Source organism: Anaerobacillus sp. 63XJN7_4_ISO-PGPR-S23-413 (assembly GCF_056173725.1).
The window spans coordinates 1706425-1725476 of record NZ_CM149688.1 but is presented as its reverse complement, the minus strand read 5'-3'; the positions used below and the strand labels follow the sequence as shown (position 1 = coordinate 1725476).

Annotated in this window: 15 protein-coding genes; all 15 read right to left on the bottom strand. The window is 41.2% G+C overall.

Annotated elements, in window-relative coordinates:
• Nucleotides 1-165: 165 nt before the first annotated feature.
• The 15 genes from ftsZ to AC0VYO_RS09305 all read right to left on the bottom strand — a co-directional run bounded on the left by ftsZ (nt 166) and on the right by AC0VYO_RS09305 (nt 19048).
• Nucleotides 166-1308 carry a cell division protein FtsZ gene (ftsZ, locus tag AC0VYO_RS09375; protein WP_194221345.1) on the bottom strand — a complete coding sequence of 381 codons (1143 nt, stop codon included), beginning with the start codon at nt 1306-1308 and terminating at the stop codon, nt 166-168.
• Nucleotides 1309-1338: 30 nt separating this feature from the next.
• Nucleotides 1339-2619, bottom strand: coding sequence for a cell division protein FtsA (ftsA, locus tag AC0VYO_RS09370; RefSeq protein ID WP_194221344.1), 1281 nt, complete (start codon nt 2617-2619; stop codon nt 1339-1341).
• A 479-nt stretch (nt 2620-3098) separates the two neighbouring features.
• On the bottom strand, nt 3099-3881 hold the full coding sequence (locus AC0VYO_RS09365; protein WP_475368905.1) for a cell division protein FtsQ/DivIB: 783 nt from the start codon (nt 3879-3881) through the stop codon (nt 3099-3101).
• A gap of 376 nt (nt 3882-4257) precedes the next feature.
• Nucleotides 4258-5358 (bottom strand): stage V sporulation protein E, encoded by a 1101-nt coding sequence (gene spoVE / locus AC0VYO_RS09360; protein ID WP_194221342.1) that lies wholly within the window; start codon nt 5356-5358, stop codon nt 4258-4260.
• A 67-nt stretch (nt 5359-5425) separates the two neighbouring features.
• Nucleotides 5426-6766: a UDP-N-acetylmuramoyl-L-alanine--D-glutamate ligase gene (murD, locus tag AC0VYO_RS09355; RefSeq protein WP_475368904.1), complete on the bottom strand. Its 1341-nt coding sequence runs from the start codon at nt 6764-6766 to the stop codon at nt 5426-5428.
• Nucleotides 6766-7740, bottom strand: a complete 975-nt coding sequence (mraY, locus tag AC0VYO_RS09350; RefSeq protein ID WP_194221340.1) for a phospho-N-acetylmuramoyl-pentapeptide-transferase — start codon at nt 7738-7740, stop codon at nt 6766-6768. The genes murD and mraY overlap by 1 nt, the downstream gene beginning before the upstream one ends.
• 12 nt (nt 7741-7752) lie before the next feature.
• Entirely contained in the window at nt 7753-9111 is a 1359-nt protein-coding gene (locus tag AC0VYO_RS09345; RefSeq protein ID WP_475368903.1) for a UDP-N-acetylmuramoyl-tripeptide--D-alanyl-D-alanine ligase, read from the bottom strand.
• Nucleotides 9108-10571: a UDP-N-acetylmuramoyl-L-alanyl-D-glutamate--2,6-diaminopimelate ligase gene (locus tag AC0VYO_RS09340; RefSeq protein WP_475368902.1), complete on the bottom strand. Its 1464-nt coding sequence runs from the start codon at nt 10569-10571 to the stop codon at nt 9108-9110. Before AC0VYO_RS09340 ends, AC0VYO_RS09345 begins: the two co-directional genes overlap by 4 nt.
• A gap of 97 nt (nt 10572-10668) precedes the next feature.
• On the bottom strand, nt 10669-12588 hold the full coding sequence (locus tag AC0VYO_RS09335) for a stage V sporulation protein D (protein WP_475368901.1): 1920 nt from the start codon (nt 12586-12588) through the stop codon (nt 10669-10671).
• A gap of 62 nt (nt 12589-12650) precedes the next feature.
• Nucleotides 12651-14858 (bottom strand): penicillin-binding protein, encoded by a 2208-nt coding sequence (locus AC0VYO_RS09330; protein WP_475368900.1) that lies wholly within the window; start codon nt 14856-14858, stop codon nt 12651-12653.
• A gap of 20 nt (nt 14859-14878) precedes the next feature.
• Entirely contained in the window at nt 14879-15247 is a 369-nt protein-coding gene (ftsL, locus tag AC0VYO_RS09325) for a cell division protein FtsL (protein WP_404682299.1), read from the bottom strand.
• A gap of 35 nt (nt 15248-15282) precedes the next feature.
• Nucleotides 15283-16212: a 16S rRNA (cytosine(1402)-N(4))-methyltransferase RsmH gene (gene rsmH, locus AC0VYO_RS09320; RefSeq protein ID WP_475368899.1), complete on the bottom strand. Its 930-nt coding sequence runs from the start codon at nt 16210-16212 to the stop codon at nt 15283-15285.
• A gap of 34 nt (nt 16213-16246) precedes the next feature.
• Nucleotides 16247-16678 carry a division/cell wall cluster transcriptional repressor MraZ gene (gene mraZ / locus AC0VYO_RS09315; RefSeq protein WP_194222283.1) on the bottom strand — a complete coding sequence of 144 codons (432 nt, stop codon included), beginning with the start codon at nt 16676-16678 and terminating at the stop codon, nt 16247-16249.
• A 261-nt stretch (nt 16679-16939) separates the two neighbouring features.
• On the bottom strand, nt 16940-18562 hold the full coding sequence (gene bshC / locus AC0VYO_RS09310; protein WP_475368898.1) for a bacillithiol biosynthesis cysteine-adding enzyme BshC: 1623 nt from the start codon (nt 18560-18562) through the stop codon (nt 16940-16942).
• Nucleotides 18563-18664: 102 nt separating this feature from the next.
• Nucleotides 18665-19048 carry a DUF3397 domain-containing protein gene (locus AC0VYO_RS09305; RefSeq protein ID WP_194221332.1) on the bottom strand — a complete coding sequence of 128 codons (384 nt, stop codon included), beginning with the start codon at nt 19046-19048 and terminating at the stop codon, nt 18665-18667.
• Nucleotides 19049-19052 lie beyond the last annotated feature (4 nt).

Sequence of the window (19052 nt, the reverse complement as noted above, 5' to 3'; positions counted from 1 at the left end):
GTGAAGCGCCTCGAGGACCTGACCACTGGAGCTGGATTACACAAAAAGCGGAAGTGACCAGGTTCGACAAGCGCTGGAGAGAGAAGAAATGAAGAGATTAAATAAACGACTAACTGAAATTTCTCAAATAAAAAAACCAGCTCTAAAAAGAGCTGGTTTTCTGAGTTATCTTCTATTACGTTTGCGGTTACGAAGGAACGTAGGGATATCTAGCGTATCGTTAGACTCTTCCGTTCTTGTACCGAATTTAGATGGCTCCGGCTGAACTTCTTCCTCTTCATGCTTCTGCTGTTGTATCGGAGCGCTTTGCTTCGATTGTGCAGAAGGACGTGGAACCGTCTTCTTCTTATTTTCGTTCTCGTCAAAGCCAGTAGCGATCACTGTAACAAGAATTTCGTCCTTTAAATCTTCGTTAATTACAGAACCGAAAATCATGTTCACATTCTCATCAGAAGCTGATGAAACAATGTCAGCTGCTTCATTTACTTCGTACAGGCTCAAATTAGATCCGCCCGTAATGTTCATAAGCACACCTTTTGCACCATCAATAGATGTCTCTAGGAGTGGACTGGAAATAGCTTTTTTGGCAGCCTCAGAAGCGCGATTTTCCCCTGTCGCAATACCAATTCCCATTAATGCAGAACCACGTTCAGTCATAATGGTTTTAACATCTGCGAAGTCAAGGTTAATAAGACCCGGTACTGCAATAAGATCTGATATCCCTTGAACACCTTGACGAAGAACGTTATCCGCTTCACGGAACGCTTCAAGCATTGGAGTGTTTTTATCAACGATTTCTAGTAGACGATCGTTCGGGATAACAATTAACGTATCGACTTTTTCCTTAAGCATAGCAATCCCAGTAACGGCTTGTGTCGAACGCTTCTTACCTTCAAAGGTAAATGGACGTGTGACAACTCCTACTGTTAGTGCACCAAGTTCTTTGGCAATTTCAGCAATGACAGGTGCAGCACCTGTTCCAGTTCCGCCACCCATTCCTGCGGTAACGAATACCATATCAGCACCGCTAAGCGCTTCCTGAATCTGTTCTTTGCTTTCTTCAGCAGCTTTCTTTCCGATTTCCGGATTAGCTCCTGCACCAAGACCTCTTGTTAATTTACCACCAATTTGCATTTTAACTTCTGCTTTAGCAAGGTTCAATGCCTGTGCATCCGTGTTAACAGCAATAAATTCAACACCTTGGACACCATTCTCGATCATACGATTGACAGCGTTGCTTCCGCCTCCGCCGACACCGATTACTTTTATCTGTGCTAATTGTTCCATATTCATATCAAACTCTAACATCTCAGGTCCTCCTAATCTTGTAATAGCCCTTTATTCAACAAATAGATTAAAGAAATTCTTCACTTTCTCTTTCATACCTGGTGAAGAAGATTTCTCACCTGGTTGAGGTTCGGCTTTTGTTCTACGCTTGGGCTTCACTTCTTCTTCAGGGTTGAGTGATGCTGCCACTTCTTTCCCCTGAATCTTCACGTTTTTATACGTGAACTGGATAAGACCAATGCCAGTTGTGTATTGCGGTTCGCGTACGCCGATATAGTCAGGGACCGCAACACGTACATTGTGCTGCAGAATTTCACGAGCAAGTTCAAGAACTCCGTCCATTCCGACCATACCACCGGTTAGAACAAATCCGCCCGGCAATTCACGAATTCCCATTCGCTTAATTTCGTCTTCTATCAATTCTAACATCTCTTCGATCCGAGGTTCTATAATATGAGCCAATTCGTACTGATTAAATTCTTGTTCAGCCGAACTTCCTATTGTCGATACTGTGAAAGCTTCCTCTTCTGAAGCAAGATCAACGAAAGCATTGCCGTGCTTAATCTTAATTCGCTCAGCTTCTTCAGTCGTTGTTCTAAGACCAATCGAAATATCTTTGGTTACGTGATCGCCACCGATTTGAAGTACAGAAGTGGCTTTCAGTGAGCCTTCTTCAAAGATAGAAATCGTAGTAGATCCAGCGCCCATGTTAACTAGTGCTACACCTAAATTACGCTCATCTTTTGATAAAGCCATTGACCCACACGCTAGCGGTTGTAGACAAATATCAGCAATTTCAAGACCCGCTTTTTCAACGCATCTTAGTAAATTATGTAATACTGTTTTTGAACCTGTAATGATTGTTCCTTCCATTTCAAGGCGAACACCAATCATTCCACGTGGATCTGTAATGCCGTCCAGTCCATCAACTACGAACTGTCCTGGAATCACATCAATAATTTCTCGCTCAGGAGGGATAGAAACAACCTGTGCTGCGTCAATTACTCTAGCAATATCTTCATCATGAATTTCACGATCCTCACTCGATACAGCCACTACCCCATGACAGGGTTGTAACTGTACGTGATTGCCGTTAATCCCCACAATCACAGAACGAACCGATAAACCTACCATTCTTTCTGCGTTTTCTACTGCCTGCTTAATTGAACGAACAGTTTCATCTATATCCACAATCGATCCCTTACGAATTCCATCAGAAGGCGCGCTGCCGACTCCAAGAATATTTAAAGAATCGTTCGTCATCTGGCCAATGATTACTTTCACATTGGATGTACCGATGTCTAGACTCACATAAATCTCATTGCTGTTCATTCTCCTGGCACCTCCTTCAAAATGCTACCATGTTCAGGTATTAATAGTTTCTCTATAATAGGGTTGAAAAAATGTCCAACACCTTTATATACACAATAATCTCTTGAATTAAACTTCCTCAAGGCTCGCTTCATGAAGTCCCGGGAAGAATGTGATATAAGGACTCTATTCCACAAATCCGTTTATTTCCCTTCTTTTATACGAGATTTCCTCTTATTTTTTTGGGTAACACTCCCCTACTCTCTTCGGTTCATTTCTTTTTTAATGAAGAGATGTACAAAGCAGTGCATAAGTATTAGTCTACACCATGTGAAAGCAGTAGAAAAGTCACTGTTTTCGTGATTGGAAAGAATTTTGCTGTTTTCTTTCATTTTTACATGAAAATGAGTTATTAAACATAAATTGCCCTGCTCATAAACCTTCGTGAACAAAGAGCATTCCCTGTCCATTAGAACAGGGATTATCTATGCATTTTATCGTCAAGACTCTTTCTTTTCCTCTTCTTCAGTTGAAACGTCCTCATAAGGCTCAAGCCAACTACCTTCATTTAGATAAAGAATACCTTTGGCTTTATCTTTAAGCTTCTCAACTATTAACGGGTAGCTATTCACCTTCTCAGAAAAATCGCTAATGCTTGTTTTCACTTCATATCCGTCTGTCATATAGAGAGTTAAGTTAAAAGCTTTATCCCCATTCGGCGTATAATGAATCTCAGAAATACGATTAATAATACTTAATTCTACTTTCCTGAGCTCGCCTGCCATTTCTGATAGCTCTGTACTTTCGTTCCATTGCATCAAAATAGGAGCGCTCACTGGCGTTTCACCTTTAGGGAGTGCATCAAGAATAGCACCTGATTGCAAAATCGGGAAATATTCACTTCCCTTTTTTAAATACGCGACTCGAGCATTCTCCACAATATCCACTTTAGCAGTTGCAGGAAACTGTCTAGTCACAGTTACTTCTTTAATTTCTTTTGATTTTTCTACCTTTTCTTCTACATTTTTAGCATTTAAATTCCAAAAACTCACGCTATTATTAAGCTCACTTAACTTAATAATTTCTTTTTCTGAAACATAATTATTGCCAGAAACCTCAACGTTCCGAATGTGACTTAAGGAAGATTGGAAGTAAATGATCAGCAAAATGAGAAAGAAGAAGATTGATAAATAGACGATTAATCTTCTGTTAGCGCGCTGCTTACGCTGTGCTTTCAACGTGGGAATCCGATCTTCAATTGTTACAACTTTGCGATCTTCCATTGTCTTGCCTCCGTCTCCGGTAAATGAACTTCTGTCTATACTTACGATGTTACTAACGCTTATCATGGCAACCGAACGGCATGACCCAGCTGTTTGTCCTCATTTCAATCATTATAGCATAAGTTAAGGTGTTATTAGCCTCTAGAAGGAAATTCATCCCAGAGAATTGTTCTTAATAATAAGCTATATTACTTTACATTGTTTATTTCAGCTCTGTGCTGACAAATAGAATGAGCCAATACTTAAGAATCACTAGTATAAGCTAACAAAGCGATATAATAAATAGGTAAATGAAAAGGGTTCCCTCGTAATTTGAATCAATCATGAAAATAATAGAAAAAGAGCGCTCACTAGTGAGCGCTCTTTCATAATCTGCTTAAAATTTTGCGTATCGACTGATATTGAGTAACACTCCCATTGCTACAAGCATGAGCGTTAAGGAAGAGCCCCCGTAGCTAAGGAAAGGAAGGGTAATCCCGGTTACAGGCATTAGGCCAGTTACAACGCCAATATTGATCATTACTTGAATCGCAAGCATGCCGATGATACCAACAGCAAGAAGACTACCAAACAAATCAGGCGCTCTTAGTGCAATTCGAATCCCTCGCCACAGAAGAAGCGAAAATAATAGAATCACAAAGCTTCCACCGATAAATCCGAGTTCTTCAGATAAAATTGCAAAGATAAAGTCTGTTTGCGGTTCAGGTAAATAATAAAATTTCTGTCTACTTTGGCCGAGCCCAAGCCCCATCAGGCCACCCGGGCCAATGGCATACAGCGATTGAATGATTTGAAAACCACTACCGAGTGGGTCACTCCACGGATCAAGGTAGGAGGTGATTCGCGCAATCCGATAGGGCGCTGATAAAATCAGGACGGCAAAGCCGGCTAAACCAAGCATACCAAGCCAAACAAAGTGGGCTATTCTTGCCCCCGAGATAAAAATCATTACAACGCACGTACCAACCATAACCGCTCCAGTTCCAAGATCCGGTTGGAGCATAATCATACCGAAAGCTATGAACACAATACCAAGCGACGGCACTAGTCCTTTTTTGAATGACGTAATGCGTTTTTGATTTTCGGATAAATATTTAGCAAGAAAAGCAATCATTGCAAGTTTTGTAAATTCAGATGGTTGGATTGAAAACGCACCAACACCAAGCCAGCTTCTCGCTCCCCCTCGAACAAGTCCAACTCCTGGGATCAGGACTAGAACAAGTAGAATGAAGCAGATGAGCACGCCTACTTTTGACCAGGTGCGCCATGTCCAATACTCAACGTTCATCACGAAGAACATGGCCACAACACCTACCCCCGCAAAAAGAAGCTGTCTTTTTGCAAAGAAAAATGCATCGTCAAATTTATAAGAGGCCCATACAGCGCTGGCACTGTAAACCATGATTAATCCAATTGCTAACAGCACTAGTGTTGCAGTTAAAAAGACCAGGTCTGGCGTTGATTTTGTTTTCGGCAATAGACCCACACTCCGTTTTGTCGATTTTACCTAACCGAACTCACCGGATAAGCAAGACAACCTCTCATTAGAGTCTATGCATTGCCTCAATAAAGATGTCTCCACGTTCTTCAAACGTTTTGAATTGATCCCAGCTTGCACAAGCTGGTGATAGAAGAACGACATCCTCCGCTTCGGAAAGATTATAAGCTGTTGTAACAGCTTCCTCTACATTATCGACAACTGTCACAGAATCCAGTCCTGCTGATGAAGCTGTTTTTTCTAATTTAGAGGCAGTCTGACCAAACGTAATTAAGTGCTTCACTTTTGTTTGGAAATACGGAATTAAATCGTCAAACCCGTTCCCACGATCAAGACCTCCAGCGAGAAGAATCACGGGCTTTTTGAAGGAATCAAGCGCTTTTTTAGTAGCAATTGAATTCGTTGCTTTAGAATCATTGTAAAATTTTCGTTCGTTAACTTCTCCTACGAACTGTAGACGATGTTTCACACCGTGAAAGTTTGTTAGTTCTTGATGGATCTTTTCATTTGAAACACCTGACAACTTCGCTACAGCTATAGCAGCAAGCGTATTTTCCACGTTCTGCTTCATTGATAGATCTTCAATCTTAATCACTTTTTCCTCTTTAAACACGATCCACTCTTCATCAATACATACGCCTGAATCTAGTTTTTTTGTGGCTGAAAAAGGAACGAGTGAAGCATTAGAATCCTCAGCAAAACCAGTGACAAGTTCATCGTCAGCATTATAAACAGCAAAATCTTCCTCGGTTTGATTTTGGAACAAACGAGCCTTAGCTGCGGCATAAGCCTCTTTAGTTCCATGATAATCAAGGTGTGCCTCATAAATATTTAGAAGTACTGAAATATGAGGATGGAAGTTCATTGTTCCTTGAAGCTGAAAACTAGAGAGTTCTGTCACAAGCGTTTGATTAGGTGTAGCTTCCGCAGCTACCTCACATACAACTGTTCCAATATTGCCTGCCACAATCGGATTAGACTCTGTATCTCTTAATAATTGTCCAATCAGAGTAGTTGTCGTTGTTTTCCCGTTCGAACCTGTTATGGCAACAAACGGAGCTTCTGATATTTCACCTGCGATTTCAACTTCTGTCACAATTGGAATCTCTCTCTTTTGAGCTTCTGCTAAAAGTGGATTTTCATAAGGAATCCCGGGATTCTTCACAATTAAATCGACGCCATCTAGAAGTTCAAGAGGATGCCCACCGCCTACAACGGTGAACCCTAATTCTTGAAGTTCCATTGCTTTAGGATTGTTTTTCACTTCTTCGCGATCATTCACCTTTACGTTAGCGCCAAGAGATCGTAGGAGCTTCGCTGCCGCAAATCCACTTTTCGCTATTCCTAAAACAAGAACAGACTTATTTTCATAATTTACTTTTTTCATTACATCCACACCTCAAGATAGATTCCAAACGTTGCACATAGTAAACCAACTGTCCAAAATGTAGCGACAACACGCCATTCCGTCCAACCAGAAAGCTCATAGTGGTGATGAAGAGGACTCATCTTAAACACACGTTTACCTGTCGTTTTAAATGAAGTTACCTGAATAATAACGGATAGGGTTTCAATGACAAACACCCCACCAATAATGACGAGAAGAAGCTCAAGCTTCGTCATAATGGCAACAGCTGCAAGAGCTCCCCCAAGCGCAAGTGATCCAGTATCACCCATAAATACTTTCGCAGGGTGAGCATTAAAAACAAGAAATCCTAGTACTGCGCCAACGACACTGACGGAGAAAATAGCCACATCATACATGTATACTGACGCCGCAAGAATGGCAAATGCACCGAAGGCAATAGCCGACGTTCCTGCTACAAGCCCGTCCAGTCCATCTGTCAGATTGACAGCGTTTGACGCGCCAACTAGCATGACAAAAAGTAAGATGACATATCCAATGCCAATGTCAAAGCTCCACTCTGTCCCTGGAACATGAATCGCTGTATCAAATCCAACGGTTCTTAATCCAAAATAAACAAGGATCGCAATTAGGAGCTGACCTAATAGTTTTTGTTTTGATGTTAATCCAAGGTTACGCTTTTTCACGACTTTAATAAAATCATCCAAAAAGCCAATCAGTCCATATCCAACTGTTACAAATAAAAGCAGCCAAATTTGGGTTGAAATTTCATCATATTTAAGAGCGATAATAATAGTCCCGAGAATAATAGACAGAATAATGATCAGTCCGCCCATTGTCGGAGTGCCAGATTTCTTTTGGTGTGACTTAGGTCCTTCTTCTCTGATGCTCTGTCCAAATTTAAGCCTTCTTAAATATGGAATAAATACGGGCGATACTAGCACCGCAATAATAAATGATGTTAATAAGCTAAAAATTAATAATCTTTCAATCACTGTACTGCCTCCTTAAGATTCATTCTCTAATGCCTTTACGATGGTTTCGAGCCCTAGCCCTCTTGAAGCTTTTAACAAAACGGCTGTTTTATCATCAAGTTGGCCCGATAGATATGATGCGGCATCTTCTTTATTGTCAAAGGAAACAGCAGGCACTTGCTGTGCTTCATCTTCCACGATCCCATCATAAATCCACTTTGCTTTTTCTCCAACTGTAATCACTTCCGTAATAGACGGTTGAATCGCCGTTGCTATGTTACGGTGGAGAGATTCTTCTCGATCACCTAACTCATACATATCACCAAGAATGGCGATTTTCTTATGAAATCCTTCCAATTCTGCAAGGGTTTCAACCGCAGCTTTCATGGATGTTGGGCTGGCATTATAGGCATCATTAATAATTAATGCACCGGTTGAACTCCTAAACTTCTCAAGTCTCATCCCAGTAAGGGTTAAGGAAGATAGTGCTTTTCGAATTTGGTCATCTGTCATTCCAAGTTTTCTTCCTGCAGCAATGCTGTAGAGCGCGTTCTTAATATTATGTTTACCTAATAATGCAATTTCGAACGGCTCTTTTTCATTTAGTAACGTAAACGAATACCCATTATCCAGCTTTACTACTTGATCAACTTGAAGATCATTTGTTTCATCGTATCCGCAAGAAATCGCGTTCTTCTGAAGTGGAGCAAGAAGAGGCTCATCTCCATCAATCACGAGATGACCATTTGACTTAAGTCCCTCTGCTATTTCCATTTTCGCTTTGGCGATATTTTCTCGACTGCCAAGTTGAAGTAAATGAGACTCTCCAATGTTCGTAATGATCGCCACATCCGGTGTAGCGATCTGGGTAAGAAGGGAAATCTCACCTGCTCCGCTCATCCCCATTTCAAGGATCAATACATCTGTTTCTTCAGGCATAGCAAGAACTGTCATCGGGAGTCCCCAATGATTATTCAAGTTGCCCTGTGTTTTATACGTTTTATATTTAGGACTGAGAACCGCTTCAAGCATATCTTTCACTGTTGTTTTCCCATTACTGCCGGTTACACCGATAACATATGGATTTTGTTCTCTAAGAACTTGCTTCGCAAGCTCCTGAAATCCAACGGTTGTGTCGTCAACTTCGTAAACATTTATCTTCCCAACAAGATCTTGAGGAAATGGCTTACTTTTATCCCAAAGCGTTCCAGTTGCCCCATTTGCAATGGCTGCATCAATGAAACGATGACCATCGAATACTTCGCCAACGATCGGAATAAATAATTTATTCGTACAGTCTTTCCTCGTATCCGTCGCCACACCTTCAAAGACCAGTTCATGTTCAACTGGTCCCTGACTAATATTGTTTAGTAATTTAGATGAAAAGTTCATCTCTTCCGCTCCTTTATTGCCTGACGTGCTATTTGTCGATCATCAAAATCGAGCACTTGATCGCCGATAATTTGATAAGTTTCATGTCCTTTACCTGCAATAAGGACAACGTCTCCTTCCACAGCGTGAGTAACAGCATGATGAATAGCTGCTGCTCGATCTGTAATGCGGATATAATGTCCACTTACACCTTCCACCATATCATCTAATATCTGTTCAGGATCTTCACTCCTCGGATTATCTGAAGTAAGAACCGCTGTATCTGCTAATTCTGTTGCGATCTTCGCCATGAGGGGTCGTTTCGTACGATCACGATCTCCCCCGCAGCCAACGACAGCAAATACATTCCCTATTGACATCTCTTTAACCGTTAACAGCACATTCTCAAGGCTATCCGGTGTATGCGCATAGTCAACGATAACGGGAAATTCCTGTCCTTCATCAACAAGTTCGAACCGTCCCGGAACACCTGCAATTTGTTCAAGACTCTCTAGAATACGATCAAGTGATAACCCATTAGAAAGACAAGCTGCAATAGCTGCAAGTGCATTGTAGACGCTGAATTTGCCTGTTAACATCAGTTTCACATCTCGTTCTTCTTCAGGAGTAACGAGGTGAAAACTTGTCCCGTTAGCGGAAAACGAGATGCTGTTAGCCATAATATCAGCGTTATTATCAATTCCATATTTAAAAATGTGCGCTGAAGTCATTTGTTCATATTGCTCACTCGCTTGATCATCGGCATTTAAAACGGCTACCTTTTTTCTCCCTGTATCATATGTATTACCTAACTGTGAAAAAAGAAGACCTTTTGCCTGACGATATTCCTCCATTGTTCCATGATAATCAAGATGATCTTGAGTTAAATTCGTAAAGACCGCTACATCATAATCACAGCCTCTAACGCGACCTAATGTTAACGCGTGAGAAGAAACTTCCATAACAGCCGTTTGAACATTGCTTTCCTGCATTTTGGCAAATTGCTTTTGAAGTAGCAATGGTTCAGGTGTGGTGTTTTTCGTCTCGAATTCTTCATCTGCTATTTTCATATTAATAGTGCCGATTAATCCTGTCGTTTGCTGTTCATTACGATGAATCTGCTCAATTAAATGAGAAACGGTCGTTTTGCCATTCGTTCCCGTTACACCAATTAAAGAAAATGATTTGGTTGGATTATGATAGAAATAATTAGCTAGCTCTGCAAGCGCACGATGAGCATCTCTAACAATAATAACTGGAACAGAAACGTCTAGCTCCTTTTCAGATATAAGTGCAACTGCTCCCTGTTGTACAGCCTGCTCAGCAAAATCATGGCCATCCACTGTGTAACCAGGGATACAAACGAATAAACTATTAGCTTCAACAGCTCGACTATCACTTTCAATCGTTACTATTTCCGGGTTCCCTTTTCCTACTTGCTTATATGTAAGTAATGCATGGAGAAGTTCTTGTAATTTCATCTCTTTCAAACCTTTCTAGTTCGCTGACATATTTTCAGAAAACAAGCCAAGAGCATACGCCTTGGCTTGTTCACTACTTATTGTACTCACCGGTCGCTTATTTGTCACCCATATAAAGTCGAATTTCTGACCCAGCCGGTAATTTCACTCCAGGTTCAGGGGCCTGAGCCACAACGATATCCCCTTCACCACTTGAATCAATTTTCAAATTATACATTGCTTTATGAATATCTTCAGTAGATAAACCTACTAAATCCGGCATTTCAGTCATCTCTTCATCCTGCCATGTCTTTTCTTTCTCAATTTGGTCTTCCCTTTTTTCCACACCCATAACCGTCAAACTATCCTGGATAATATTACCTACAATTGGAGCGGCTACGATTCCACCAAATTGGAGCGTATCTTTCGGATTATCAATCGCCACATAGACAACAATTTGAGGATCATCCGCCGGAGCAAAACCAATAAAAGAGACGATATGATTATTTTTTAAATAAGCGCCGTCTTTCGCTTTTTGAGCCGTTCCTGTCTTTCCGCCTACCCTATAGCCATCTACATAAGCGTTTTTTCCAGTTCCAAGCGCCACGACCGTTTCAAGCGCATGCCTTACTTCCTCGGAGGTTTCTTTTGAAATAACTTGTCTTTTCGCAGTTGGCGAGTTTTTACTCACAACTGCTCCCGTCTCAGGATCTAGCCACTCTTTTGCAATGTATGGTTCATAGAGGGTCCCTCCGTTCACAGCAGCCGAGACAGCTGTCACCTGCTGAATAGGCGTAACGGATACACCCTGACCGAAGGCGGTTGTTGCAAGCTCTAGTGGACCGACATTATCAACATCAAATAATATTCCACTTGCTTCACCTTGTAGGTCAATGCCGGTTTTGTCACCGAAGCCGAATTTATCAATATATGAAAAGAGCTTTTCTTTGCCCAGACGTTCCCCGAGAAGAACGAAACCAGGGTTACAGGAATTTTGCACACCTTCTAAAAACGTTTGGCTTCCATGACCTCCAGCTTTCCAACATCTTAATTTTGTTCCAGCCACTTCAATGCTTCCAGGGTCGTGAAAATGATCTTTCTCAAGATCAACTTCACCTTCCTCAAGAGCAGCAGCTAGCGTAATAATCTTAAATGTTGATCCTGGTTCATACGTACTCCATACAGGCTTATTTTGATTCCAGACGTCAGGAGAGACTTGCTGAAATTCTTCTGGATTAAAATCCGGCCTTGAAGTCATCCCGAGAATCTCACCTGTATTGGGATCCATTGCAATGGCTGCCGCTCCATCCGGATGGTAGGTAGCTTCCGCAATATCCAACTCTCGTTCCATAATTGTCTGGATTTTTGAATCAATTGTTAAACGTAGATCGAGCCCATCTACAGGTTCTGTATAATCATCTGCAAGAGAAGGCATCCGCTTACCTTTCGCATCTGCATAATACTCAACCTGTCCTTTTTCACCGCTTAACTCTTCATCATAATAGAGCTCAATACCTGTCAAACCTTGATTATCAATACCACTGAACCCTAGCACGTGAGCTAGAAAGTCGCCGTTTGGATAGTGACGTTTGTTATCTTCAGCAATGTAAACACCTGAAAGATTCAATTTCCGAATTTCATTTGCCTTTTCATTCGACATTTTCTTACCTTCAGGACGAATCCAAACCATTGATTGATTCTGGGTGATCGTTTCATAAACCTTTTCTTTACTCGTATTAAGGGAAGCAGCAAGAGCTTCAGCAGTAGCCGCAGGATTTTGAAGCTGTCTTGGAACGATTAATACAGAAGGGGCACTAATATTCGTTGCAAGAGGCACTCCGTTACGATCCAAGATTTCGCCTCGACTCGGTTCAAACGGAATATTTCGACTCCAAGAATCTTTCGCTTTCTCGCTTAGCCAATTTCCCATCACAAGCTGCACATAACCAAGCCTCACGACGACAACCGCAAATACAAATAGACCGATGACAAGCGCCATCACAAGTCTCCTTCGAACAGTAACAGTGGAAACGCGCATAAACTCATCCTCCCTGATTATGCTCGTTCCACTATATGTTCAACACGGTTTAGATAGACCTGCTAGTCTGTAATTGGCTCCGCATCTTCCTCAGCTTCCGTTTGTTCTGGTTCTTCTTCAGAAGAAGGAGACTTCAGCTCAACGACTAGATAATCGTCTTTTTTGATATTACTTCCTTTGTTAATCCCTTGCTTCGTAACATATCCAGCTCCCATGACGTTCGGTTTAAGGTCCATTAGCTCGACTAACTTCATAACGTCAGCTAGAGACCACCCAGTAATATCAGGCATTTTCGCACTACCTTCTGCCCGCAAAATAATTCGTTCATTATCGAGTATTTTCGTACCTGCATGAGGAGATTGACCTGTGACCCCTCCATCACCAAGTACTGTAACCGATAAGCCTTTCGCTTCAAGTTCTTTCTTCGCTTCGTCTGCATTCATGCCCGTCACTTCTGTTAATACCTGACCGCTCTCTTTCTTTGAGCTTTCTTCGGACGTTTCTTCTTTCTTTTCCATCGGATCAATATTTAAATATTGAAGACTATTTTTCATAACCGTGTTAAAGATAAGAGAAACAGGGTCACTTCCAAGTTCAGGATATTCAAGCTGTGGGCGGTCAACAGCAACATAGACTACTAATTCCGGATCATCTGCAGGTGCCATACCTATAAACGAAAAGATGTTATTTCCATATCCACTCATATAGCCCTTTGAACCTTGTGAAATTTGAGCTGTACCGGTTTTACCAGCAATCTCGTAACCTTCAATGTTATATGGGGTACCTGTGCCATCCGTCACTACCGTACGTAAAAGATCTCGCGTTTGTTTAGCAGTGTCTTTAGAAATAGGTTCTCCAGCTACTTCAGGTTCGTGATTCAGCTTCACTTCGTTTGATTCAGGATCAACTATTTTTTCTATGACATATGGCTTCATCATCTTACCGCCGTTAGCTATTGCAGTTATAGCTTGTACTTGCTGGATTGGCGTTATCGTAGATCCTTGTCCAAATCCAGTCGTAATTCGTTCAAGCTCTCCGCCATAAGTAATTCTTGAAGAAGACTCCCCCGGGAGATCAATACCTGTTTTCGAATCCAATCCGAATTTAGTTAAGTAACCCTTATACTTCTCATAGCCTAGCTTTTCTTTAACAAGGATAGAAGCTGCAACGTTAGAGGATTGTCGAATACCTTCATCAAAACTAATTGCACCCCATCCTTCACCACCATTATGATCACTCACTCGACCACCAGGCACTGAATATTGACCTGACTGGAAGAGCTCGTCTCCATTGTATACACCTTCTTCAATGGCTGATGCCACAGTGAAAATTTTCATAGTCGAACCTGGCTCAAATGCCGTAAGAGCCATATTCGTGTAATTAGAAACGTTTCTTAAGTTTGGATCAAACGTTGGACGATTGCCCATCGCTAGGATTTTACCTGTATCTGGATCTGCAACAATCGCCGTCATTCGTTCAGGGTTGAATTTCTCCTGTGCCTCGTTCAAAGCATTTTCCATTAACACTTGGATTTTTTGATCAATTGTTAAATAAACATCGTTTCCACTTTTGGAAGGGGTGATATTCTCGTTACCATAAGGAAGTCTGAATCCTTCACGATCACTTTGATACGTTTCTTTCCCTTCCTGCGGCACGAGATATTTATTCAATTTCTTTTCTAATCCTAGTAGACCTTCCTGCACGCCATCTTCGTTTTCATTTGTAAAACCAAGAAGATGTGAAGCAAACTCTTCGTTCGGATAGAGTCTTGTTTTCGTTGGGATGAATCCAACTCCTGGTAAATCCATTTCTTCTATTTTTTCTTTTTGAGTTAAGCTTAAATCTTTACCCGATGCACCAAATTCTACTTGAAAAGGATCGTCTCTTGATAAAATTTCTTTTACATCAGATTCTTCCATCTCGATAATAGGTGCAAGCGCAGCAGCTGTTTTATCGATGTCTTCTACATGGTCCTCATATTCTTTATCCAAAATCGCTCTTAGCGTAAAGGAAGGAATATCGGTAGCTAGAGCATTCTCACCTGTTCGGTCAAAGATCGTACCGCGATCCGCTTCGAGGATTTTGCTTCTAGTCCACTTATCTTTTCCAAGCTCCATTAAGTCCACTTTTTCACCGTCTGAACCTGATACCGCCTGTGTCCACTCGATGTAGAAAAACCGTCCAATAAAAGCAAAAAAGAGCAGGACAAATAGTGACATTAAAATCGCTGCTCCAACATTAATATGTGAGTTCTTGTTTGTTTCTTTCATGACAGTGCAAACCTCCGAAATTATGATCCTTTGTTGATCACTTCTACATTTTGATCATTCAGTTCCATGCCTAATTTTTCTTCGGCAATGTTCACAATTCGACCAGGCGCACTTAATTCTGTCACTTTAACCTGAAGCTCTTCATTCTGTTTCACTTGAGCACGTTGGTCTGCTTCCGCTTGCTGCAGTCCAGTATTCAAATTATAAATCTTAGCGTAGTTAGAAACCATAAAGATCGACGCCGCCACGAACGTTAGTACAAGCATCATCCAGAGCAACTTCTCTCCTTTAGTGATTCGTCCACGTTCCACATGGACAGCTTGCTGTTTTGTTTCAACTTGTTTTTTTTGCGTTTGCTGCTGCTGATACTTATACGCCAGGTTACTCATCATTTTCCCCCTTGCACCTCTTTATATTTTTATCTTTACACTTTCTCTGCTACACGAAGCTTTGCGGATCGTGCGCGTCTGTTTGCTTCTTGTTCTTCTTCTGACGGAAGAATCGGCTTTCTTGTTACAAGCTTGATATCAGGCTGGTAGGCATCTGGAATAATCGGCATTCCAGGCGGAAGTTCTGGACCAGAAGCCGCTTCCTTCATAGTCGTTTTGCAAATACGATCTTCAAGAGAATGGAACGTGATCACACTCATTCTGCCACCAGAGTTCAAAATAGACATCCCATCTTTAAGAGCCTCTTCAAATACTTTAAGCTCATCATTCACTGCTATTCGAATAGCCTGAAAAATTCTTTTGGCGGGATGCCCTCCCTTCCTTCTCGCAGGTGCTGGAATAGCGTCCTTAATAATATCAACGAGTTCAAATGTGGTTTCAATCGGTTTTAAGTCTCTTGCTTTTTCAATTTTGCGAGCGATTTGTTTTGAAAACTTTTCTTCACCAAATTTGAAAAAAATCGAGACGAGGCGCTCATACTGCCATTCATTCACCACTTCATACGCCGATAAACTGGAAGATTGGTCCATTCTCATATCGAGCTGAGCATCATGCTGATAACTAAACCCCCGCTCACCTTTATCAAGCTGCGGAGAGGAAACACCAAGGTCGAATAAAATGCCATCAACGCCATCAACACCAAGTTCAGAGAGGGCTTCTTTGATGAAGCTAAAGTTTCGTTCAATAACTGTCAGCTTGTCCTCATAGCCTGCAAGTGTTGTTTTGGCGTTATCTATTGCCCATTGATCCTGATCAAAAGCATAGAGGTGTCCTGTGGTAAGCTTATCCAGGATTGCTTTTGAATGACCGCCGCCGCCAAGCGTACAGTCAACATAAATGCCATCTTCTTTAATATTTAGTGCGTTCACTGCTTCTTCTTTTAATACTGTAATGTGTTCAAACATAGCTACACCTTAACCTTCATTCCATATTGACCTTCTACAAATCGAAATCCATCATACTTTCCGCGATTTCAGAGAAAGACTCTTCTGATGCATTGAAGTACTCTTCCCAAACGGCTTTGTCCCAAATTTCTAATCGATTTGAAACACCAATCACAACGCATTCTTTCTCAAGCCCTGCATACTGGCGTAATGTTCCGGCAATATTTACCCTGCCCTGTTTATCCAGTTGGCATTCAGTTGCACCTGAGAAAAAGAATCGGGTAAAAGCACGAGCATCTTTCTTTGTAAAAGGGAGTGTCTTCATCTTCTCTTCAAGAACTTCCCATTCTGTCATTGGGTAGCCGAAGATGCATTTATCTAACCCGCGAGTGAGGACGAAGGTTTCACCAAGTTCTTCACGAAACTTAGCGGGAATGATCATTCTGCCTTTTTCATCAACAGTATGCTGATATTCCCCCATAAACATGGCTTCCTCCACCTCTCCCACTTTCTACCTCTAAGTTACCACAACTCCCCACTTTTCACCACTAAAAAAATAATTCGTACCACAAAACAAAAATCCTGCTGTTCAGCGGGATTTTTATTTAAAAATATTTGGTTTTCAAACAAAAAGGGTACTCGCCATTCCGCGGGTGCCTGTCACCCGCTTGAAATCATGCCATACAGAGGTTATATTGGCCAAATCAAAAAAGCTGCCAGAATCCTCCGGCAGCTTTCCTTCTATCCCTTAAAGATAAATCACCTTATGCTTATCATTAAACGGAAGCTCAAGTTCCATCACTTGATCCACAAAATCCAAACCATGCCAATTTAAATAATAGACTGCGTTCCACTTCCGCTCTTGAGGCGCCCCGTTAGGTTTTAACGCAAAGCCTACTTCATCGAATTTATCCAGCGTATTTTCATGCTGATACTCGAGTGATTGATAAAGTTTTTGCTGAAGAAGATCAAGCTGTCTTTGAAGAAATTGGCCATTTTTTTCAGCAAAGCGATTAAGTCCATGATCAACGGATTCTGTTAATTCGCGAAGATTTTGATGAATGTCGTCCACTTTCAACTTAGCATCTTTAAATGCAGCCCCGATCCCTACATCATCTAAATGACGCACGTAGGATTCTTTCGAGTGATCAATCCCTGACTTTAGGATTTCATCATCTGATAAAGAGAGATCATCGACATACTTTTGAATATGTCGCTCTACAAACGTAAATGTCAGTCGCGGCACGATGACAGGCATTTTTATTCCGAAAGTATGAAAGGCTGGCTTCAGTAAAGCCCAGTAAGCAAGTTCACCTGGTCCAGCCACAAAACCTAGCACAGGAAACATTAAATCTTGCATGATCGGTCGCGTCACAACATTGTTACTTAAATCTTCCGGCTGATGTTCCGCTAATTCAAGCAGCTCTTCTTTTGAGTAGGAAACGGAAGCGGTTTTCCCCTCAAATCTTCCGTTTATTCGTTCTAGTAATATCCGTTCGCCGTTTACCTTTACGAATAAATTTGCTTGTAGGTCATCAAGATCGACACCAATTGGATAATTCTCTTCACGAAGATGAGCCGCCTGGGTTAAAACACCTTCATTGATTGTTTCATTTTGATGAATCATTTGTTTAAACGCGTCAGTCTGTAGACGGCGAAAATCTCGGTTACCTGAATCTACGAGCACAAGTCCATGCTTTGAAAAAAGCTTTGTCATGATGTAACAAAAATGATCAACGTACGTATTAGATTTCTCAGTTACACGTTCTAGAAACCCTTGAATCTGTTTCGTATAAGAGGTTTCGCCAAATCGTTTGAGCATGTCACGCGTCCAAGAGTTAATCGCATCATGATCAAGCGATATATCAGACAATGCCTGCTTTGTCATTTGCTTTTGAGGCACTGCCTCTTTGCGCTCTCGCCCTTCATCATACGAATAAATATGATTGACTTCATGATAATCATGATCTTCTCCAGCTACCCAAAAGATAGGTATAACAGGTACACCTAGCTTTCGTTCTTTCTCTGCTGCTAATTTAATGACCGATATCGCTTTATTGATCGTATAAAGGGGACCAGTTAACACCCCAGCCTGTTGCCCTGCAACAACAGTTACCGCTTCTGGCTGTTGTAAACGCTCGATATTTGCAAGCGCCGGTCCTTCTGCTTCAAATTGCTCATTAAACTCCATCAAGTGTTCCGTTAAATTCGCACGATCTTGATGACGTTCCATTAACTCTTCGTATCGCTTTTCATATGAGGAATCATGCTGATATGTATAGTCAAAAAAAGCTGAGATTCCTTTTTTCTCAGCAATGTAATCTGTCGCAATGACATTTGATCCTGGAAGGAATGTTTCTTTGAGTTTCATTTATATTTCTTCCTTTCTTGACACAAATGCGGAACTCCGCCTATTTAATCCTTTGTTAGTATATCAAACTTCCTCATTGCTACCAAAAAAAAAGCTTATAAGTTAGACCGATAGAATTCGGTGAACTAACCCAATAAGCACTAAAACAATATACCCTGTAGAAAACAATAGAAAATTAAAACGCCACGCACCTTTTATCACTTTGTGAATCTCGACATCATCTTTCATTTTCCAATGAAGCACGGTAAATGCACCAGCCGCCCCAATAATCATTAGTAAAATGACCCAAAGAAATGATTGACCAAGTAATTCAACGAGAATAAAGTGAACGCTTAAGATAAAAAAGATCGTTGAAACATCTACCGCAAGACGAAAGGAGAACTTTTTCTTCCGCGTCGTTTTTACCGTAATAATATAGACCAGGTACCAGGCAAGCAGCGGAATCGTTACGGCCGTTGCTACAATCCATGATAAGAGGTTTTCCATTTCA